This window comes from Nocardia sp. NPDC004123, from assembly GCF_053603795.1.
On record NZ_JBSGGG010000002.1, the window covers coordinates 197,145 to 217,620 of the forward strand.

Annotated in this window: 20 protein-coding genes; 3 read left to right on the plus strand and 17 right to left on the minus strand. The window is 69.0% G+C overall.

What is annotated here, in order from left to right:
- Positions 1-17 precede the first annotated feature (17 nt).
- Positions 18-1,661 carry a type VII secretion protein EccE gene (gene eccE / locus ACWEQQ_RS03340; RefSeq protein WP_452346969.1) on the plus strand — a complete coding sequence of 548 codons (1,644 nt, stop codon included), beginning with the start codon at positions 18-20 and terminating at the stop codon, positions 1,659-1,661.
- Here the strand turns inward: eccE and ACWEQQ_RS03345 are convergent.
- From ACWEQQ_RS03345 to ACWEQQ_RS03355, 3 genes are all read right to left on the minus strand, one after another.
- Positions 1,658-2,221: an NADPH-dependent FMN reductase gene (locus ACWEQQ_RS03345; RefSeq protein WP_452346970.1), complete on the minus strand. Its 564-nt coding sequence runs from the start codon at positions 2,219-2,221 to the stop codon at positions 1,658-1,660. The genes eccE and ACWEQQ_RS03345 overlap by 4 nt on opposite strands.
- A 24-nt stretch (positions 2,222-2,245) precedes the next feature.
- A complete protein-coding gene (locus ACWEQQ_RS03350) occupies positions 2,246-3,481 on the minus strand; it encodes an NAD-dependent epimerase/dehydratase family protein (RefSeq protein WP_452347087.1) in 1,236 nt (411 codons plus the stop codon).
- Between the two features lie 216 nt (positions 3,482-3,697).
- On the minus strand, positions 3,698-4,513 hold the full coding sequence (locus tag ACWEQQ_RS03355; RefSeq protein ID WP_452346971.1) for an S-methyl-5'-thioadenosine phosphorylase: 816 nt from the start codon (positions 4,511-4,513) through the stop codon (positions 3,698-3,700).
- Between the two features lie 183 nt (positions 4,514-4,696).
- Here ACWEQQ_RS03355 and ACWEQQ_RS03360 point away from each other — a divergent pair, with 183 nt between their 5' ends.
- Positions 4,697-4,966, plus strand: a complete 270-nt coding sequence (locus tag ACWEQQ_RS03360) for a metal-sensitive transcriptional regulator (protein WP_379382092.1) — start codon at positions 4,697-4,699, stop codon at positions 4,964-4,966.
- A gap of 3 nt (positions 4,967-4,969) precedes the next feature.
- Here the strand turns inward: ACWEQQ_RS03360 and ACWEQQ_RS03365 are convergent, their stop codons facing one another.
- The 14 genes from ACWEQQ_RS03365 to infA form a co-directional block, all read right to left on the minus strand.
- On the minus strand, positions 4,970-5,965 hold the full coding sequence (locus ACWEQQ_RS03365; protein WP_452346972.1) for a nitrilase-related carbon-nitrogen hydrolase: 996 nt from the start codon (positions 5,963-5,965) through the stop codon (positions 4,970-4,972).
- Between the two features lie 79 nt (positions 5,966-6,044).
- Positions 6,045-6,917, minus strand: a complete 873-nt coding sequence (locus ACWEQQ_RS03370) for an AraC-like ligand-binding domain-containing protein (protein ID WP_452346973.1) — start codon at positions 6,915-6,917, stop codon at positions 6,045-6,047.
- A gap of 201 nt (positions 6,918-7,118) precedes the next feature.
- Complete coding sequence (locus tag ACWEQQ_RS03375) at positions 7,119-7,973, minus strand: nitrilase-related carbon-nitrogen hydrolase (RefSeq protein WP_452346974.1); 855 nt, start codon at positions 7,971-7,973, stop codon at positions 7,119-7,121.
- 83 nt (positions 7,974-8,056) lie between these two features.
- Positions 8,057-9,037 (minus strand): AraC family transcriptional regulator, encoded by a 981-nt coding sequence (locus ACWEQQ_RS03380; RefSeq protein ID WP_452338383.1) that lies wholly within the window; start codon positions 9,035-9,037, stop codon positions 8,057-8,059.
- A 248-nt stretch (positions 9,038-9,285) separates the two neighbouring features.
- The gene (locus ACWEQQ_RS03385; protein WP_452346975.1) at positions 9,286-10,251 is read right to left on the minus strand and encodes a helix-turn-helix domain-containing protein; all 966 of its coding nucleotides are present in this window, start codon (positions 10,249-10,251) and stop codon (positions 9,286-9,288) included.
- 113 nt (positions 10,252-10,364) lie between these two features.
- Positions 10,365-11,339: a hypothetical protein gene (locus ACWEQQ_RS03390; RefSeq protein WP_452346976.1), complete on the minus strand. Its 975-nt coding sequence runs from the start codon at positions 11,337-11,339 to the stop codon at positions 10,365-10,367.
- A 305-nt stretch (positions 11,340-11,644) separates the two neighbouring features.
- Positions 11,645-12,559: a tRNA pseudouridine(38-40) synthase TruA gene (gene truA, locus ACWEQQ_RS03395; protein ID WP_452346977.1), complete on the minus strand. Its 915-nt coding sequence runs from the start codon at positions 12,557-12,559 to the stop codon at positions 11,645-11,647.
- Positions 12,560-12,625: 66 nt separating this feature from the next.
- A complete protein-coding gene (rplQ, locus tag ACWEQQ_RS03400; protein WP_452346978.1) occupies positions 12,626-13,126 on the minus strand; it encodes a 50S ribosomal protein L17 in 501 nt (166 codons plus the stop codon).
- 54 nt (positions 13,127-13,180) lie between these two features.
- On the minus strand, positions 13,181-14,239 hold the full coding sequence (locus ACWEQQ_RS03405) for a DNA-directed RNA polymerase subunit alpha (RefSeq protein ID WP_040855475.1): 1,059 nt from the start codon (positions 14,237-14,239) through the stop codon (positions 13,181-13,183).
- A 106-nt stretch (positions 14,240-14,345) separates the two neighbouring features.
- On the minus strand, positions 14,346-14,951 hold the full coding sequence (gene rpsD, locus ACWEQQ_RS03410; RefSeq protein ID WP_040855473.1) for a 30S ribosomal protein S4: 606 nt from the start codon (positions 14,949-14,951) through the stop codon (positions 14,346-14,348).
- Between the two features lie 22 nt (positions 14,952-14,973).
- Entirely contained in the window at positions 14,974-15,387 is a 414-nt protein-coding gene (gene rpsK / locus ACWEQQ_RS03415; protein ID WP_040855472.1) for a 30S ribosomal protein S11, read from the minus strand.
- A gap of 9 nt (positions 15,388-15,396) precedes the next feature.
- Positions 15,397-15,768 carry a 30S ribosomal protein S13 gene (rpsM, locus tag ACWEQQ_RS03420; RefSeq protein WP_326309472.1) on the minus strand — a complete coding sequence of 124 codons (372 nt, stop codon included), beginning with the start codon at positions 15,766-15,768 and terminating at the stop codon, positions 15,397-15,399.
- A 236-nt stretch (positions 15,769-16,004) separates the two neighbouring features.
- Positions 16,005-16,118, minus strand: coding sequence for a 50S ribosomal protein L36 (rpmJ, locus tag ACWEQQ_RS03425; protein WP_033085975.1), 114 nt, complete (start codon positions 16,116-16,118; stop codon positions 16,005-16,007).
- A gap of 119 nt (positions 16,119-16,237) precedes the next feature.
- A complete protein-coding gene (infA, locus tag ACWEQQ_RS03430; RefSeq protein WP_040804562.1) occupies positions 16,238-16,459 on the minus strand; it encodes a translation initiation factor IF-1 in 222 nt (73 codons plus the stop codon).
- Positions 16,460-18,958: 2,499 nt separating this feature from the next.
- Between infA and ACWEQQ_RS03435 the strand changes: the two genes are divergently transcribed.
- A complete protein-coding gene (locus ACWEQQ_RS03435) occupies positions 18,959-20,341 on the plus strand; it encodes a MinD/ParA family ATP-binding protein (protein WP_452347088.1) in 1,383 nt (460 codons plus the stop codon).
- The last annotated feature ends 135 nt before the right edge of the window (positions 20,342-20,476 follow it).

Consider the following 20,476-nt stretch of genomic DNA (forward strand, 5'->3'; position numbering starts at 1 on the left):
GGAGCCGGGGACCGACGATGACGATCGAATCCGGGGAGACGGCGGCGCGGCCTTTGCTCGGCCGGATCTCCCTCGCGAACCTGATCTGGGCCCAGGTTGCCGGACTGGTCGTTCTGGTCCTCGGCAAACCGTGCGGGCTGGCATGGTGGGGCGCACTCACGCTCGGCATAGTGGTCGGTCTGGTTCTTCTGTTACCTCTTGGCAAACGCACCGTTTCCGACTGGATCGCCACCGGCGGCCGCTTCCGCACCCGGCGCGGCCACCCGCCCGCCGACCTGATCGATTTCCGCGCCCCCGACGGGCGCTCGCTCGGGCTCTACCGGGACGGCAGCCGTGTGGTGGCGGTCGTCGAGGTGCTCGCGCCCAGGGGCGGACTGACCCGGCTCGGGCGCCGCACCGTGCGGTCCACCCATCTGCTGCCGCTGCCGGAACTCGCGAAAAGCCTGAGCCGGCACGACATTCTGCTGTCCGGCATCGACATCGTCTCGCACGGCTTCCGCAGCCGCTCCGGCACACCCGCGGGCGCGATCTACGACACCCTGCTCGGCCCGCTGCCCGCCACCGCGCACCGCACGGTATGGCTGGCCATCGCCTTCGACCCGATCACCTGCCCCCAGGCCGCAACCCGGCGCGGCGGCGGGCTGACCGGCGCGTGCCGGGCGGTCACCATCGCCACCCAACGCATCATGCGCACCCTCGAGAACGCCGGCTGCTCGGCCCGGCTGCTCACCGCACCCGAGATCCGGCAGGCCGCGCTGCAGGTCACCGCGGGCGTCGATCCGGGCGCGCGGACCCAGCGCTGGCGCTACGCCGAACTCGGCAACGGCGTGAACATCGGTGCGGCCGTGGATCCCCCGCAGCTGGCCTCCGATCTGCTCGCCCAGCTGTGGGTGCCCGCCTCACGCGGCACCACGGTGGCCGTGCGGCTGCGCCCGGGCCGCTGCGCCGACACGGTGCGCATCGGCGCGGCCTGGCGGCTCACCGCCCGCGAGCTGCCCGCCGAACCGGTGCAGCAGCACATGATCTCCATGAACGGCCGCCACCGGGAGGGGCTGCTCGCGCATCTCCCCTTCGCCGTACCGGGCCTGGACGACACCGTGCCCACCGAGATCCGCGACATCGCCGGCATCGGGGCCCTGCAGCTGCCCTCCGCCGGATGCGGCCAGCTGCTCGGCTCCGACGACGACGGCAACGGCGTCGCCATCCGCCTTGTCGGGCAGGGCATTTCGAGCGTCCATCTGGCCGGGGAGCTCTATCTCGCCCAGCAGATCGTCTTCCGCGCGCTGGCCGTCGGCGAACGCATCCTCATCCGTACCGACCGCCCCGAGACCTGGCAGCAGCTGGTCACCACCATCGGCAATCCCGAACGCCTCACCGTAGCCGCCGAAACCCACCAATCCGACGCCGATTTCACCGCGACCCTGGTGGACGGCGTCTTGGCCCCCGCGCCCCACGCCGGCGTCACCACCATCTACCTGACCGGAGACCCGCTCGGCTGGCCCGGCACCAGACCCGACCTGTCCATCCACCAGCCCGCCGCCGCCGGCAACCGGATCGTCCTGCGCACCGGAACCACCGAGGTGTCTCTGACCCTGGTCTCCATCCCCCGCGAGTCCACCTATATCGGACAGCCCCGCGCCGCCGTCGCGCTCGCGCGCTAGCTGCCCGGATACGGATCCGCGGCGCGGGCGGTGCGCAACGCCGCCGCCCACCAGGCGAGCTGGCGCAGCATGCGATCGGCGGCGTCGATGGCCGCGCCGTCCCGGGTCTCGCCCTCGGCGTCGAACTTGCGTTTGGCCTCATGGAAACTCACGGTCTCGCGGATGGAGACCATATGGATCTCGGCGACCACCTGCCGCAGCTGCTCGACCGCGCGCAACCCGCCCGACAGGCCGCCATAGCTGACGAAACCGATGGGCTTGCCACGCCATTCGCGCTTGACGCTGTCGAAGGCGGTCTTCAGCGAGGCCGGGTAGCCGTGGTTGTACTCGGAGGTGACGGCAACGAACGCATCCGCGGCCCCGATCCGTTGCCGGAACGCCTGCACCTCGGGGGAATCCGTGAGGTTCAGCGGTAGCGGGGTGTCGAGGAGGTCGATGACGCCCACCTCGAAATCCGCGTCGGCGCGGGCGCGGCGCAGGAACCAGTCCCCGACCACCGGCGCGAACCGCTGGGGACGCACACTGGCGATGATGACCTCGAGCCGCAGCGGGGTGTCCATGCCGGGAGCCTATCGGCTGAGCGGTCAGCGCCGCCCGACCCCGCGCGCGGCATAGTCGGCCAGCCCCTTGGCGGGCTGGGTGCGCGCGGTGAAATCCAGCGCGTGCCGGGCTCTTTCCGGATGCGCGACGATATGGCGGATATCGGTGACGCGGCACTGCCCCGTCACCACCGGGGTCGGCCCGTCCACCGCCTTGGCCATGGCCGAGGCCACCTCCCACAGCGTGAGCGGCCGCCCCGAGGCGATGTTCAACGGCACGAAACCGGGCAGCCGGCGTTCCACGGCCGCAACGGTGGCCACCGCCGCGTCCCGCACATGCACGAAATCCCGCACCTGACCGCCGTCTTCGAACACCTGCGGCGGGCGGCCCGCCACCAGTTCGGCCCGAAAGCGCGCCACCACACCGGATTCCGCCGACCGCACCCGGCGGCCGTCCGCCACCGGCTCGCCGTAGAGCTGGTGATACCGCAGCACCGCGGCATCCCCGCCGGTATTGGCGACCCATGCCAGCGCGTAGTGCTCCTGCGCGACTTTGCTTGCCGCATAGGCGCTCCGGGGCCGCAGCGGTGCGTCCTCCCCCATCGGCTCCCAGGTCAGCACCTCCCCCGACCGCGGCGCGCGATGATCGAACAATCCCCGATCCAGGTCACCGCGCCGCCTCAGACCCGGATAGAACGGCCCGCTGCGCACGCCCCGATACCGGCCCTCGCCGTACACGGCCACCGAGGACCCGAGCACCAGCCGCGGCACCCCCGCCCGCTCCATGGCGGCCAGCAGGACGGCCGTGCCGACGTCATTGTGCGCACCGTAGAGCGCGGCCCAGCGCATGCCCTCCGCGCCCGGCCGCGCCCCGCCGGCCCGGTCCGCGCCGAGCGGGGGGCGCCCGCACGGACCGGCGCCGTGGGCGGCATCGTCGCGGCCGCGCTGCCCGTCCACCGAGACGCGGCTCAGATGCGGAAGATCCTGCGGGGCCACGAGATTCGAGGAATCGGCGGGCACCAGCTCGATCGCGCCCCGCAGCTGCGGCAGCGGCACGGCCGCCGCCAGGTGGCAGACCACGTCGATATCGGCGAGCAGGGGGGCGAGCGCGTCCTGATCACGGACATCGAGGCGGGAAACATCCGCGGGGCCAGCGGCATTCGCACCGTGCACGCTCTCGAGCAACGCATCGATCGCGACGACCTCGTGACCGGCCGCCAGCAGAGCGCGGTGCACATGGGAGCCCAGGTAGCCCGCCGCGCCGGTCAGCAGAACGCGCAGGGGGCCGGAACCGCCCGCATTCATGAATCCAGCCTAGGCGAGCGGGCCGAAATAGCCACATCCAGCGGAATCTGTAACCGGAATACCTATTTGTTCATGGGCATTCCGGAAAGACCACCGATCCTGCGGATGCCGCCACGAGCAGGTGCAACGGCGCACCTCGGGGCACAACGCGGTGCCCCGGTCGCTCGGGCGGCGATCCGAGCCGGGAGTCGATCAGGGCAGCTCGAAGGGTAGCTGGACGCCGGTGCCTGTCAGCACGCGGCACTTGTCGCAGGTGTCGTCGCCCTCGACGGCAGCGACGGCGCGGCGCACCAGCGCCTTGAACGGCACCAGGTTGCGCTCGAACTCGGCGAAGACGGCGGCGGCGCTGACGCCCTCACCGGTCTCCAGGCCCGCATCCAGGTCGGTCACGAGAGCGATTGCGGCGTAGCACATTTCGAGCTCGCGGGCGAGCACGGCCTCCGGGTGCCCGGTCATGTTGACCAGCGCCCAGCCCTGTCCGGCGTACCAGCGGCTCTCGGCGCGGGTGGAGAAGCGCGGGCCCTCCACCACGACCATGGTGCCGTGGTCGTGCGCGGGCAGCTCGTCGCCCAGGGCGCCGATCGCCGACGAACGCAGCTCCTCGCAGTACGGGTCCGCGAAGGCCACGTGCACCCCGCCGGTGTCGTAGAAGGTCTGGGCGCGACCGGAGGTGCGGTCCACCAGCTGGTCCGGCACCGACACCGTGCCCGGGCCCCAGTCGGCACGCAGGCTGCCGACCGCGCACGGGCCGAAGATGCGGCGCACGCCCAGTGAACGCAGGGCCCATATATTGGCTCGGTAGGGCACGGTGTGCGGCGAGAACTCGTGTTTGCGGCCGTGCCGCGGCAGGAACGCCACCGCCCGCCCCTCCACCTGACCGATGGTGATGGGCGCGCTGGGCGCGCCGTAGGGGGTTTCGACCTCGACCGTGGTCGCATCATCGCCGAAGAAGTCGTAGAACCCGCTGCCTCCGATGATGGCGAGCGTTGCCCGTGGATCCTCACTCATGCCCACGATTCTCGCGCATGCGCGCACGAGTGGTGGGACCAGGGCAAACCATGTACCCTAGGGGGGTATTAACGCCCGGGAGTGAGGACAGCGCAGGTGACCAACGACAAGACCGCGACCACAGACCCGGCTGCGCCCGCCGAAGCCGCCGAGGCCTGCCACGACCACGCCACCCACGGCTACATCACCGCCAAGGACGACTACCTCAAGCGCCTGCGCCGCATCGAGGGCCAGGCCCGCGGCCTGCAGCGCATGGTCGACGAGGAAAAGTACTGCATCGACATCCTCACCCAGGTCTCGGCCATGACCAAGGCCCTGCAGGCCGTCGCCATGGGCCTGCTCGAGGATCACATCAGCCACTGCGTGGTCGACGCGGCCGTCGCCGGCGGCCCCGAGGCCGAGGCCAAGATCAAGGAAGCCACCGACGCCATCGCCCGGCTGGTGCGGAGCTAGCCCTCAGCAGGCGGCGATGCCGCCGGGATACGTACCCAAGGACACGGGCAGCGCCCAGCGGTCCGGGCCGGACTGCCAGCCGGAGGCGACCCGACGGGACCCGCGGCGGACAGGGACGGGGTCGCGGTCCTTGCGGTCACGCGCGGCCGGGACGGAGTCGCGCTGCCGGGTGTCGCCGCTGCCGGCGTCCAGGTCCAGATCGGCGTACAGAATGCCCTCCTCGCCGTCCTCGAGCGGGGTCACCACTTCGCTGCCGTCCGCGGCGTAGATCCGGGCGCGGCCGGTAGGGCCGCTGATCCGAGGGGCGCCCCCCATACCGTCGAACGCCGGCTGCCCCACCACCGCGGTGGGCGCGAGCACGAAGGCGCCGACCTCCAGCGCGTACATCCGGCTGACCGTGATGCTCGAATCCGGCCCTGCCGCATCGGCGTACGGACTGCCGGGCCAGGCGGCCACATGGATCTGCTCCTCGTCGGCGCGTAGCGCACGGGTGAGCAGCGGCCGCTGGTTCTCCTGCCCGGACAGCGCGCCGTACTTGCCGATCGGAGTGTGGTGCACCGCAGGCAGATTCGGAGTTCCGGAGGCGAATATCTTGCGTTCCACGCTGTTCAACCCAGCCTTGCGGCGTACGGACAGCAACTCGCCGGAATCGTCGATCACGGCCTGCGACATATAGATTCGCCGATCCTGCCGTTCACCGAATCCGAGGACGACGTGAATGCAGTGCGCGGCCGCGGCCCCGGTGATCGCGCGCATTTCCACGCCATCCCGAGTCATCGAATTCTCGCGGCACCGAGTCGAGTATTCGACATTCCACTGATTGGTATCGATCCAGCGCCACCAGGGATATCCCGGGAGAAACGCCTCCGGGAATGCGATCAGCCGGGCGCCCTGCGTCGCTGCTGCTCGGATCAGTTCGACGGCCTGCTCCACGCCGTCGGACAGCCGTAGCCAGCTGGGTTCGGCCTGGACGGCGGCGACTCGCACCGTAATCCTCATCGCTGTTCCCTCATGGAACGTGATGCTTGCCAAGAGTTTCCGGCATAACAATGGCGACGAGTGCCGAATCACCGACTGATCATGCCAGGGTACGAAAGGCCCCCGGAGTCGTGCCCATTTCCAATCGGAAGCTTCGGTAGAAACTACGCTCGGTGAGGAATCCCGATGCTTTAGCAACGGCCGAAAGCGGCAACTGTGGCGCATTTCGTAGTAGGTCGCAAGCACGTTCGATTCGCATGCGGCGCAACACCGTTCCCGGTCCCCCCTCGAACTCGCCGAACACCCGGTAGAGGGTACGACGCGACATGCGGCAGCCCTCGGCGATTCGATCGACTCCGAGATCCGGATCCGCACAGTTGCTGCGCATGAAGGCCAGCACCCGCTGCCGATTCAGCGCGTCCGCGGACTGGTCGTGCGGGGTGCGCCCGGACGCCGCGAGCACCGCCGCCGCCAGCAGATCCATCCCCGGTTCGGCCAGCAGCGCCGCCCCGGCCGGATCGGTGCGCTGCAATCCCGCGACACCCCGGAAGAATTGCGCCACGATTCCCGGCGCGGTTCCACTGGAAAACACGGTGGCCGTGGGGACTTCGGGATCGGAAACGCCATAGTGATCGCGCAGCCGGCTCAGCGGGACCTGCACCACGACCTGTTCCCACTCCTGCTGCAAGTCCCACTGATAGGGACGAGTGGTGTCGTAGAACACGATCGAACCGGGACGGACATCGGCGACGCGGCCGTCCTGTTGCAGGCGCGCGTGACCCGAAAGCGGAATACTCGCGATCAGATACTCGTCATTCGCCTGCGCTATCAGCCGATCGGTGCGACGGATGAACTGAGTGGAGGATCCAGCGACGGTCAGATCGAGGTCGCCATATCGAGCGTGTTCGATATAGCCAACAAAACGATCGGTCGGTTTTGGTGAAACCGCCAATGGCACATAGGCATCGCTCACGTGTGCTTCCCAGCGCTCGAATGCCTCCGCCGCCGACTGCTCCGGTCCGGACCGCACCTCGATCCGATCGACCGCTTCTGACCGTTCCACTCCCCATCCCTCGATGACAATGGTCGGCCCTGGTACGGCCGAATACTCGGGAGAGTGTGTCAGATCAGGGGAATTCGAGCCAATACCCCCGAGCGGTACGCAGTGATACCACTAGGCCGCGGACTCGAAACTCAGGTCCAGCTCCAGATCGGCGTACAGCAAACCCTGTTCGTGCCCGGCCAGCGGCGACGCCAGTTCCTCGCCGCCCGGCGCGAAGATGCGCGCATGCCCGCCCGGCCCGGGTACCAGCTGCCTGGCCGGCTCCGATCCCCGGCGGCTCTCACCGCCCGCCACATCCATCACCGCACACGCCGCGATCACGTTCAACTGCCCGACCACCGCGTACCAGAGCGTGGCCGCATTGTTCACGCGCACACCCCAATCCACGTCTCGCGCCACGATGAACCCCGGCCAGGACACCACGTGGATCTGCGCGCCGGTGCGCTCCAGCTCCCGCCGTGCGGGCAGACGCAACTGCTCGGAGCCGCCCTGCACCGCGATGCGGCCGATACCGGTGTGGAAGACCTGCGACTCGCCCGGCTCGCCACTGCGGAAGATCTTGTGCTCCAGCGGCGTCAGCTCAGGCTTGCGACGGATTCCGAGCAGTACCCCGCGATCATCGATGAGGCACTGCGACATGTAGAGCGCACTGGCACTGCGCTCGCTGAAGCCGAGCAGCACGTGGATGCGATGCCGCCGCGCGGCGTCGGCGATACGCCGGAACTCGGTGCGGCCCACCGTCATCGAATGTGTGCGATACCGCGCGAAGAACCCCTGTCCCCAGCTCACCGATTCCAGCCACAACCACCACGGATATCCGGGCAGGAAGGTCTCTGGGAAGGCCACCAGCTGCGCGCCGCCCGCGGCCGCGTCCTCGATCAACTCGATGGTCTGCTGGACACCGGCGCGCAGATCCAGCCATCGTGGCTCGGCTTGGACGGCTGCGACTCGCACCTCGGTCGGCACGTCGGCTCCTTCGACGGGTATCGGATGATGTGCAATCACCCTTCGCCGAACGTGAACCGGTCACAGCGACATACCGTGCCGGGCTACCGACCGCGCGTGCCTGCGTCCAGTTGTGACCGAAATTGACCGGGCGTCACCCCGGTTTCCTGGCGAAACGCGCGGTAGAAATGGCGATCGGTGGCAAATCCGGAAGCCGAAGCAATCGCCGAGAGCGGCCGGGCCGGGTCGGTCCGCAACAGTCGCTGGGCATGCTCGACCCGCATGCGGCGCACCAGTGCGGCGGGGCCGCCGATGTCCTCGCACACCCGGTAGAGCGTGCGCCGCGACACCAGGCAGGCGTGCGCCACCTCGTCGACGGTCAGATCCGGATCGGTATAGCGCTGGCGCAGCACCGACAGCACCTGCTGGCGCGTGTAGAGCGAATCGGCCGGCGCCGGCGAGTTCTGCCCGTTGGCCAGCAGCACCGCCGAGGAGAGCATGGCCGTGATCTGCGATTCGAGGGCATGTGCGGCCCGGTCGGTTTCCTTGACCGGGAGGGCCGCCATGCCGCGGAAGAAGTCGACCACCACGCCCATCGCGCCGGTGGCGGGCAGTGCCTTGGCGATCGGTAGCTCGTCGCGCACCAGCCCGGCGTGATCGAGCACCGCGCTCATGGGCGCGCGCACGATCGTGGACACCGCGTTCTCGGTGGTGCGGCTCTCGATCGGGCGGGCGCTGTCGTAGAAGGCGATGGTCCCGGCCCCGCCCTCGGTGATCCGGCCGTTCTGCGCGGTCCAGTTCGCGCCCTCCACAACAATGTTCACCAGCAGGAAGTCCCCGGCGGCCTGATCGAGCTGGCGCTTGTTACGCACCACCCGCTGCGCGCTGGAGGTCATCATGGTGAGACTGGAGTGATCGAACTGGGTGGAGCGTAGCTTGCCGTGCCACTGACCCTTGCCGAGCGGCTCACAGATCGACGGCAGCACCGCGTCGGCCACGATGGCCTCCCACTGCTCGAATGCCTGCCGCGCGGAAACCTCTGAGGTCGTACGGACTTCGGCGCTGGCAGTGGACGCAATACCCACACCGTGCATCATTCCACTACCGGACGCCGGGAAACTGCGAATGAAGCCGACCGATGCGACAAAACGGACCAATCGTCCGGATTGTCCTGGTAGTCAAGCCGATCCGGATAGGCCGCTGCCCGGTCGCCGGCGGCTCGAAGGCGGCGACCGGGCGGCGCCTCACCAGTATTCCCATCCGCAGCGCCGCTGTGACTGCCCGGGCGTGCCAGATCACTGCCAATTGGCGTCAGCCCCGACACACCTCCTGATCAGGCATGACTCAACCGGAATTCGCCAGGGGTCATCCCCATTTCGCGTTTGAAGGCCCGATAGAACTGCCGCTCGGACACGAAGCCCGATGCCCGGCCCACGGACCCCAGCGGCCGAGTCGGATCGGTGCGGATCAGGGCCAGGGCCCGCTCGACCCGCATCCGCCGGAGCATGGCCGCCACACCGTCCTCGCCGTGCTCGAACAACCGGTACAGGGTGCGGCGTGACACCGCGCAGGCGCCGGCCACCTGATCGATGGTGAGTTCCGGGTCGGCGTAATGGCGTTGGATGAACGCCAGCGCCCGCTGTTTGGCCAGCGTCTGCGCGGGTTCGTCACGCGGCAGCTCGCCCGCCGCCAGCTGCACCACCGAAGCGAGCAGTCCCGTACCGTGTTTGGCCAGCACTGCCGCCTGGTCCGGTGCGGTGTACTGCAATTGCGCCAGGCCGCAGAAGAAGCGGCCCACGATGCCGGCCGCCCCCTCGGGCGGGAAGCGCACCGCGGTCGGCAGCCGGTCCGCCGGCACCCCCGACGCCCCCACCACCTCCGCCAGCGGCACCTGCACCGCCACCACGCCCCAGGACTGCTCGAAATGCGCGCTGAAGGGCCGGGAACTGACGTGGAGGGTGAGCCCGCCGTCGGCGAGCTCCCCGACCCGCCCGTCCTGCTCCAGCCAGCCGTGCCCGTGTGTGGTCACGCTGGCGAACAGGATGGGTTCCTCGGGCTCGTGGAGGAGCCGCGGGATCCGGCTGAGGTGCTGACCGCTGGCCGTCACCATGGACACATCGATGCCGTCGAATCGCGATTTCACGATGCGCGCCCGGAACTCCCCCGACCGCACCGGCGTCACCACCAGCGGAACGTAGGCCGCTGCGACAACGGCCTCCCATTCCTCGAAAGTCTCCTGCTGCGAAACCTCCGGTGTGGACCGAACCTCCATCACCGCGGGCTCGACGCCGCCCCTCATCGCCTGATTCTCGCACCCCACGCCCGCCCCGATCCGCGAATTCCCTTAACAACATCCAACTTTCATCACGTCGCCCGAATTTCCCCATTCCCCGCAACTCGCACCACGAATCTTCATCCCGGACTTGCACTTTCACCCACACCCCCATCCACAATCACATGCCCGTCATTTCCACCCGACATCGAATTCGCCGCTCCGCCCGCCGTGCAAGCCGGACCACATCGAACGGTCGAGTCGATCGTCCGCAGCTGCGCGCGCAGTACCGTCGCGGCGAGCGCATACGGCGGCAGATCGGCGTCCGGGTCGTCGTCCGGGTCGTCGAACACGTCGAGATCCGCCATCAGCGCCGCACGCTCCCGACGCGCCCGCCGATCCAGCGCCGCCTCCACCTGCCGGCGAAACTCCCACGGTGACAGTCGCTCCGTGACGCCGGGCAGGTCCGCGCCGGCCAACTGCCGCGCCACGGCCGTCCGATCGCCCGGGAGCAGGTCGATGACCTCCGCGACCTCCCCGCCGTCATGGAGCATCCAGACGAGGAAGGTATGGATGCGGTCCGCGCGTTCGAAACTGCCGACGAGCACCGAAGCGTCTACGGCAGTCGAGCGGGTGCACGCGACCGCCCGCAGCGGTGCTGCCGCCCGGACGGACCAGCCCGGCACGCTCACCCCCTGCGCCTCGAGCCGATCCGCCGCGGCACCTGCCGCACGCGACAGCTCGGCGGTCGAGAGCCGGGCCAGGGCGCGCAGCGTGCCCAAGGCGTCCGAGGTCGCTCGCTCCTCGAGCACCAGCACCGCCCACGCGCCGAACAGCTTGGCGAACCCTGGATCCTCGTCGCCCCCGGCGAGCAGATCGGCGACCAGGAATTCGACCTCCAGGGGATCGGTGTCATCCCCCAGCTCGGCTGCATCCGCCAGCACACGGTCGATCGGCTCCCGTAGATCGAGCCCCTGCCCGTCGAACCGGGCGAACTCATCCTCGTGCGATACGAGCTCATCCTCGTGCGATGCGAGCGCCCGTTCCGGCCGTCGCCCGCCGCCACGCCCACCCTTGTGCTTTCGACCCCCGCGGGCCCGCTTCGATTTCCCCATACCAAGGACTATCCGCCCGTACCCCGGCCACCACATCGCAAAGCGAAACTTCGCACCCCCGAACCAAAAAGAAGTTCACCCTTTACTTTTCGCGCTCATTCACGCTGCGGCCCAGCGTGCCGCCGGCGACCGGCCGGCGGTTGCACCGGTGCAGCCACGCAGGTGGCCCGGCCCGGGTGCGCGGGTGCATCCGAATGCCCGAAACAGCCGAGACCGTACACCAGTTGGCGGAACACGGCGTCGGCGCGGTCGCTGGTCAGCGTTCGGCCGGCCGGTTGGCGTGTACCACACGGGTGCAGGACGAGTCAGTCGCCGCAGCAACCTTCGGGGTCGGGAACGGTGCGGACCTCGCGGGTCTGGGCATTGCGGGCGGCCAGGTCGGCGTCGTCCGGGTAGTCGACCGCGATCAGCGACAGGCCGTGGGCCGGGGCCACGGTGACAGAGCTCGAGCGCTCACGCTCGTTCAGCAAACCGGCGATCCAGGCGGGCGTGCGGCGGCCTTCCCCCACGGCCAGGACACCGCCGACCAGGCTCCGGACCATCGACCAGCAGAAGGCGTCGGCGCTGACATAGGCGGTCAGCAGGTCGCCCTCCTGGACCCAGTCGAAGCGCTGCAGTTCGCGGATGGTGGTAGCGCCCTCACGGCGGCGGCAGAACGCGGCGAAATCGTGCAGGCCCAACAGTTTTCGGGACGCCTCACGCATGGCCTCGACATCGGGGCCCGGGCGGCAGGGGACGACACTGCGCGCCCGAAGCGGTTCCGCGCCAAAGGGAGCCGTGGTCAGCCGGTAGGCGTAGTGGCGGCGGATGGCGGAGAAGCGGGCGTCGAACTCGGGCGGCGCGAGGCGGACAGCCTTGACACGCACATCCTTCGGCAGGAAGCGCGCCAGCCGGTGCACCAGCTTGGGGCCGTCCACCTCGGTGTGCGTATCGAAGTGCGCGACTTGACCTTCCGCGTGCACGCCCGCGTCGGTGCGCCCGGCCACGGTGAGCTGGATGGGCTCACGCTGCACCTTGCTCAGCGCGTCCTCCAGCACGCCCTGCACGGTGCGCAGGCCGGGCTGGCGCGCCCAGCCGGTGAAATCGGTGCCGTCGTAGCTGATGTCCAGCCGTACCCGAATCGAAACCGGTTCGGGCGTCGGATCCTCCACGGTCACAGCGATCTCCTGGTTAACATGGAGAAAGCCCGCCGACCCGGAGGGGACGGCGGGCTCACTCATGGAATCTCACCCTCGGGGTTTCAGGGGATGCCCCGGAAACCCCTTGTCGAGTCCGAAGGACCGGATTTACTCCGCGGCCTTGTCCTCGGCGGCAGCCTCTTCGGCCGGAGCCTCAGCGACAGCCTCTTCGGTCTTGGCCTCGGCCGGAGCCTCGGCAGCCTTCTGCGAAGCGGCGACACGACGGGCACGGTCGGCCTCGTTGGTCACGGTCTTCTCGCGGACCAGCTCGATGATCGCCATCGGAGCGTTGTCACCCTTGCGGGGGATGGTCTTGATGATGCGGGTGTAGCCACCCTCACGGCCCTCGAACGAGGGACCGATCTCCGCGAACAGGGCGTGCACGACGTCCTTGGAGCGGATCACCTTCATGACCTCGCGACGGTCGGCCAGGGTGCCGCCCTTCGCCTTGGTGACAAGCTTCTCGGCGTAGGGGCGCAGCGCCTTGGCCTTGGCCTCGGTGGTCGTGATGCGACCGTGCTCGAAGAGCGCCGTCGCCAGGTTGGCGAAGATCGCCTTCTGGTGCGACGCCGTCCCGCCGAAGCGGGCACCCTTCTTGGGCTTGGGCATTTGTTTGAATCTCCTGTGTTGAAGGCCGATTCGGGGCGCTACACCCCGAATGACCTAAAGCTGTTCGGTCTCGGCGTAGTCCTGCTCGCCGTTGTCGGTGTCGCTGAACGAACCGCTGTCGCTCCAGGTGCCGCTGGCCGCGTCGTAGCCGACGACGGAGGACGGATCGAAGGAAGCCGGAGAATCCTTGAGGGACAGGCCGAGCGAGTGCAGCTTGACCTTGACCTCGTCGATGGACTTCTGACCGAAGTTGCGGATGTCCAGCAGGTCCGACTCGGTGCGGGCGACCAGCTCGCCGACGGTGTGCACGCCTTCACGCTTGAGGCAGTTGTACGACCGCACGGTGAGATCCAGGTCCTCGATCGGCAGGCCGAACGAAGCGATGTGGTCCGCTTCGGCCGGCGAGGGGCCGATCTCGATGCCCTCGGCCTCGACGTTCAGCTCGCGCGCGAGACCGAACAGCTCGACCAGGGTCTTGCCCGCCGACGCCAGCGCATCCCGCGCGGAGATCGAGTTCTTGGTCTCGACATCCAGGATGAGCCGGTCGAAGTCGGTGCGCTGCTCGACACGGGTGGCCTCGACCTTGTACGTCACCTTGAGAACCGGCGAGTAGATCGAGTCAACCGGAATCCGGCCGATTTCCGCACCCGACGCCTTGTTCTGCACGGCCGGGACGTAGCCGCGACCGCGCTCGACCACGAGCTCGATCTCCAGCTTGCCCTTGTCGTTCAGGGTGGCGATGTGCATGTCCGGGTTGTGCACGGTCACGCCCGCCGGGGGGACGATGTCACCGGCGGTGACGGTGCCCGGGCCCTGCTTGCGCACGTACATGGTGACCGGCTCGTCCTCTTCGGACGACACGACCAGGCCCTTGAGGTTCAGGATGATGTCGGTGACATCCTCCTTCACGCCCGGGACGGTGGTGAACTCGTGCAGCACGCCGTCGATGCGAATGCTGGTGACAGCGGCACCAGGAATCGACGACAGCAGCGTGCGGCGCAGCGAGTTGCCGAGGGTGTAACCGAAGCCCGGCTCCAGCGGTTCGATGGTGAACCGCGACCGGTTCTCGGACACGACCTCTTCGGTCAGCGTCGGTCGCTGTGAAATCAGCATTTCTTCCTCCTTCGAGCGCCCACCATTTGACGCTCACGATTGGGAACTGTTGCGGCCCAGGCGGTTACACCGGGGCCGCAACCAGCGGCGCGCATACGCGCACCTATTACTTCGAGTAGAACTCGACGATCAGCTGTTCCTGCAGCGGAACATCGATCTGCGCACGCTCGGGGAGCTGGTGCACCAGGATCCGCAGCCGGCCGGGAACGACCTGCAGCCAGCCCGGGATCGGGCGGTCGCCGACGGTCTCACGCGCCACCTGGAAGGGGTACATGGCCAGCGACTTCGGCTTGACATCGATGATGTCGTACTGCGAGACCTGGAAGCTGGGCACATCGACCTTCACACCGTTGACGGTGAAGTGGCCGTGCGAGACCAGCTGACGGGCGCCACGACGGGTCCGGGCCAGACCGGCGCGGTACACGACGTTGTCCAGCCGCGACTCGAGCAGACGCAGCAGGTTGTCGCCGGTCTTGCCCTTCTGGCGGTTGGCCTCTTCGTAGTAGCGGCGGAACTGCTTCTCCATGACGCCGTACGAGAAGCGAGCCTTCTGCTTCTCCTGCAGCTGCATGAGGTACTCGGACTCCTTGATCCGCGCGCGGCCGTGCTGGCCGGGCGGGTAAGGACGACGCTCGAACGCCTGGTCGCCTCCGACGAGGTCGACACGCAGACGACGCGACTTGCGGGTGATAGGGCCGGTATAACGAGCCATTGTTTTCTACTCTTCCTTCCCGCTAGACGCGACGCCGCTTGGGCGGACGGCAGCCGTTGTGGGGCTGCGGGGTGACATCGGAGATCGTGCCGACCTCGAGGCCGGCGGCCTGGAGGGAGCGGATCGCGGTCTCGCGGCCCGAACCCGGGCCCTTCACGAAGACGTCGACCTTCTTGACGCCGTTCTCCTGCGCCTTGCGGGCAGCGTTCTCGGCGGCCAGCTGCGCGGCGAACGGAGTCGACTTACGCGAGCCCTTGAAACCGACGTGGCCGGAGGACGCCCAGGAGATGACGTTGCCTTCGGGGTCGGTGATGGACACGATCGTGTTGTTGAACGTGCTCTTGATGTGCGCGTGGCCGTGCGGGATGTTCTTCTTATCCCGGCGACGCGACTTCTGAGTCTTCTTCGGGCCCGAGGCCCGGCTCTTCGGAGGCATGCGCTATCCCTACTTCTTCTTGCCGGCGACGGTCTTCTTCGGACCCTTGCGCGTGCGGGCGTTGGTCTTGGTCCGCTGGCCACGCACAGGCAGGCCACGACGGTGGCGGATGCCCTGGTAGCAGCCGATCTCGATCTTGCGACGGATGTCGGCCTGCACCTCGCGGCGCAGGTCACCCTCGACCTTGAAGTCCTGCGCTTCGATGAAGTCGCGGAGCTTGGTCAGGTCGTCATCGCTGAGGTCCTTCGACCGCAGGTCCGGGCTGACGCCCGTCTCCGCGAGGATCTCCTTGGCGCGGGTACGGCCGATGCCGAAGATGTAGGTCAGCGCGATCTCCATGCGCTTTTCGCGCGGGAGGTCGACGCCCATCAGACGTGCCATGGTTGGCGATTCCTTACTTTTGCGGAGGTCTGCTCCCTGTCCGTCCCCTCGTGAGTGGGGCCCCGGCCTCCGTACCGGGGGTGGGCCGCCATCCGTCCCCTACGGGACTCGGCGACGGCGACTGGTGCTGGGAGTTTCTTCTTTGTTGCCAATCCGAACTGCGTTCGGTGCTTGGCGGTGAGCGACCGGGGGCGTGAAGAATCCACTGTCCCGGCGATCACGGCACGAGGCCGCAATCAGCCCTGACGCTGCTTGTGGCGCAGGTTCTCGCAGATCACCATGACCCGACCGTGGCGGCGGATCACCTTGCACTTCTCGCAGATCGGCTTGACGGACGGCTGAACCTTCACGTCAGATCCAATCTGGGTTGGTGTTCACTGGCCGTGAACACAGTTTTTCCCCGGCCGGTTTGACCGGGGAAAACCCGGGACTCGCGGCCCCGGAAGTCTTTGGCACCCGCGGGGGTGACTCACTTGTAGCGGTAGACGATGCGGCCGCGGGTCAGGTCGTAGGGCGACAGCTCCACGACGACGCGGTCCTCGGGCAGGATGCGGATGTAGTGCTGCCGCATCTTGCCGCTGATGTGGGCCAGCACCTTGTGACCGTTTTCCAGCTCGATCCGGAACATCGCGTTGGGCAACGGCTCGATAACCCGGCCCTCGACCTCGATGGCCCCTTCCTTCTTCGCCATATCCTCCGCGATCCCGGTTAGGCTGAACCTGGTTGGTTCAAGCTCATTACGGCAGGTCGGCCCCGAAGTTGGTGGTGCATTGCGGCCAACCCGGTGACATACTCACTGGAGGCGGCACTAGGACATGCCACAACCACTATGTAAGTCACCAGCGACCTAGCTTACCCGTTTCCCCAGACCCGGCCAAATACGGGTGTCGTGACGTGCCCCGCTGTGCACAGCCGATCCCACCGGTCGCGTGCAGCACGCCACCGGGCGGACGAGATACGCCGGGCACGCACCCGTCGGAGATCGCTAAACTACGCGCTGTCCTGCACGCTCAATCGAACACCGGGGGTAGATGTGAGTCGCGAGAACGACGGACTCCCAATGCTCCCGCCCTGGCTCTCCGAGAGCGACGTCGCCGCAACCGGTTACGAGGCTCCCGTCGAGAATCTCCCTCAGGACGAGGTCATCCCCGAGCAGAAGGGCGGCCGCGGCCTCTTCGGCCGGCGCAAGCCGCGCAAGGACGCGCCACCCGAGCCCACTGCCCAGCCGCCCGCCACGAATCCCGCCCCCACCTCCGGTGGCGCCGAGCCGAATCCGTGGGCCTCGCAGCCGGCCACCCCGATGCCGACCCGCGACCCCGGCACCCACTTCAACCTCCCCCACCGCGGCGACCAGTCGGGCAGCGCGAATCTGCAGTCCAACGGACACAACACGCGACCGCCACAGCCCAACGGCCACGGCCCGGCACAGCCGCCGAATGGCCAAACCCCGGCCCAGCTCTCGCAGAACGGCCGGCGCCCTGCGCCCGGGCCGCACAATGGGCAAGGCTCCACGCCGCCCAACGGTCAAGACTTCGGCGGTACACCGCATCCCGGCCAGGCGCCCAACCTTCCGCAGGGGCCTCGCTTCGACATCCCTCCAGCCAATGGCGGACAACCCGGACACCCGGCCGCCCCGGAACCGGCTCGCCCGGGTCCTCATTCGGGCCCGCTCGGCCCCACGCCCGGTCCGCAGTTCTCGCCTCCGCCGACGCCCCCGGTTGATCCGACGCAGCGCATCGTCGGTGCCGAACCGGCTCGGCCGGGTCCGCTGGGACCTGTACAGGGTCCGCAATTCTCGATGCCGCCCACGCCGCCCGCCGAACCCGTGGATCCGGCCGAGCTGTCCGCTCCGGCGCAACCGCAGCAGGCGAAACCCGACTTCACCCCGCCGCCACTGCCGTCTTCGCCGAACTCACCACAGGGCCCGAGTGCCGCTGAGTCACATCCGAGGGGCGCCTCCCTCGCCAGTGCATCGGCCGCGGGTACTCCCGGCCCGGCCAACCTCGCGCGTCCCCCGGCGGATCCCGCCACCCGGGCGCCGCTCCCGCCCTCCCCCGGTGAAGTCGACTCGGCCGCAAACGATCCGGCGCTCCGCGCCCCGCGCCCGCCGCTGCCCCCGTCCCCCGGCGAAGCCGATACCGCAGCCGATCCGGCCGACGCCACCACCAAGATGGCGCACCCGCCCCTGCCCCCGGCTCCGGGCGACCTGGACGCGACCGGCTCCGGCATCATCGCCCCGACCGCCCCGACCACACGCACACCGATCCCCCCGGCCCCCGAAACCGGACCCGGCGCAGATCAACCGGACTCCCGTCAGCCCGATGACACCGGCCACGCGGACCCCGGCCAGGCCGCCGCGCACGAACTGCTCGAGGCCCAGCCGGCCGGTCTGTCCGGCGCGCCCACCGACGACGGGCAAGCCGACCCGAACACCGCTTTCGACCAGTCGATGACCCCGGGCCGTCACCGCGCCGCGGAAGTCCCACTCCCTCGGCCATCGGACCCCCACCCCGGCGACCCCGTACCCCCTGCACCGCAAGGGAATTCCACCCCGCCCACCCCCGGCCAGAACGACAACCGTCCGCCCCTGCCCCCGATGCCCGGCACCTCGCCGCACGGCACGGAACCCATCCCACAGGTTCCCGCAACCGGTCCGCGGGGATCAGGCCCGCTGCCGCAGAACACCGGATCCGGTTCGCTGCCCCAGATTCCGGGTCCCGGCGCGCAGATGTCCGGCAATGGCGGCCAGTGGATGCCGCCCTCGCCACCGGTTCCGGGCCCTTTTCCAGGCGCACAGGCGATGCCGCCGGCGGCTGATTCCGGGCTTCCTCCGATGCAGCCGACTCCAGGGTTCCCGGCGGGTCCTGTTCCGCCGCAGCCGAATCCGTGGGGGCAGGCACCGGGGCCGAACTTCACCCATCCGGACGGTTCGTCCGGCAACCCCGATGGGGATGCGAACCCCTGGGCGAACGTACCCATGTCCGAGGCAGCAGCTGCGGGTCTGAACGGCCCGCAGGCGAACGGTCCGGGTCGACCCGATTCGGGGATGCCGGCGATGCAGCAGACCCCGGGATCCCCAGCGGGTGCGGTTCCGCCGCAGTTGAATCCTTGGGCGCAGGGGCCGGATGGGCCGATGCCGGGTGGCGCGGACGCCACCAACCCGGACGCGAATCCTTGGGCGAACGCGCCCATGTCCGAGGCGGCAGCCGCCGGGTTGACCGGGCCGCACGCCGGTGGTCCGGGAGCGCAGGGCACGGGTGCTGGTGGGCAAATGCCCTGGGCCGCACCGGGACAGGAACAGGGCGCTGTTCACCCGAACGGATCCGGGCCGGATGCGGGCAATGTGCCTGGCGGCCCGGGACAGCAGGGGTTCGGTGGGCCCGGGAGCCAGGCTGCGCCGGGCCAGCCGGAGGCCGCCGTCCCCGGGCAGTACGGCATAGGCCCTGGACAGGCCGGTGCTCCAGGGCGACATGGCGTCTCGGCGCCAGGGCAAGCCGGGGCTCCGGGCCAATATGGTGTTTCGGCTCCTGGGCAAAGCGGGGGTCCGGGACAGTACGGTGTGCCGGCTTCCGGGCAGCCGGGGGTCGGTGGGCCGGGGGCGGGCGGCTGGGGTGCGGGCGGGCCGCGCGGGTTTGCCGGTGGTCCCGTGCCGTCGCTGGATGATGTGCCGATGCGGCGGGCCAAGAAGGCCCCGGAGTCGGGGTGGCGCCGGGCCGTGCACCATATGTCCGGTGGCGCCATCAATCCCGGGATGTCGGCGGAGGAGCGGCGGCTGCAGGAGTTGGTCGCGCGGATCCGGCAGCCGGTGCGCGGGGATTACCGGATCGCGGTGCTGTCGCTGAAGGGCGGCGTCGGGAAGACGACGACCACCATGGGGTTGGGCTCGATCTTCTCCTCGATTCGCGGGGACCGGGTGATCGCGGTCGACGCGAACCCGGACTTCGGGACGCTGTCGCAGCGGGTGCCGCTGCAGACCCGGTCGACAGTGCGGGATCTGTTGCTGGACGAGCAGATTCAGCGGTATTCGGATGTGCGCCGCCACACTTCGCAGGGCAGCAGCCGCCTGGAGGTGCTGGCCAGTGAGCGGGATCCGGCGGCGTCGGAGGCGTTCAGCGAGGAAGAGTACCGCGCGGTCGCGCGCATCCTGCAGCGCTTCTACAACATCATCCTCACCGACTGCGGTACCGGCCTGATGCATTCGGCCATGGCCGGCGTGCTGGATCTGGCGCACTCCCTGGTGCTGATCTCGTCCTCGGCCATCGACGGCGCGCGCAGTGCCGCCGCCACCCTGGACTGGCTGTCGCTACACGGGCACGATCATCTGGTTCGCAATGCCGTGGTGGTGATCAACCTGCCGCGCCCGGGCGCCCCGAATGTCGGCATCAATCAGCTGCGCGACTATTTCCTGTCGCGTTGCCGCGCAGTGCACATCATCCCCTACGACGCGCATCTGGGTGAGGGTGCGGAGATCGATCTGCACCGCCTGAGCAAGCCCGCCAAACGCGCGTATGTCGAGCTGGCGGCCACCGTCGCCGATGATTTCGGGGCCGACCACCGGCACTATCGGGGCTGAGCCGGGGCCGGTCCCGGCACCGGTTCCGAATCGGTTCGCGGGCAGTGGCTTCGACCGGGACGGCTGCGCATGACATGGCACCGGCCGGGTGCTAGTTTGTGGCTCGATCGCGCCGCTCGCCTCGGCGCGATGCGG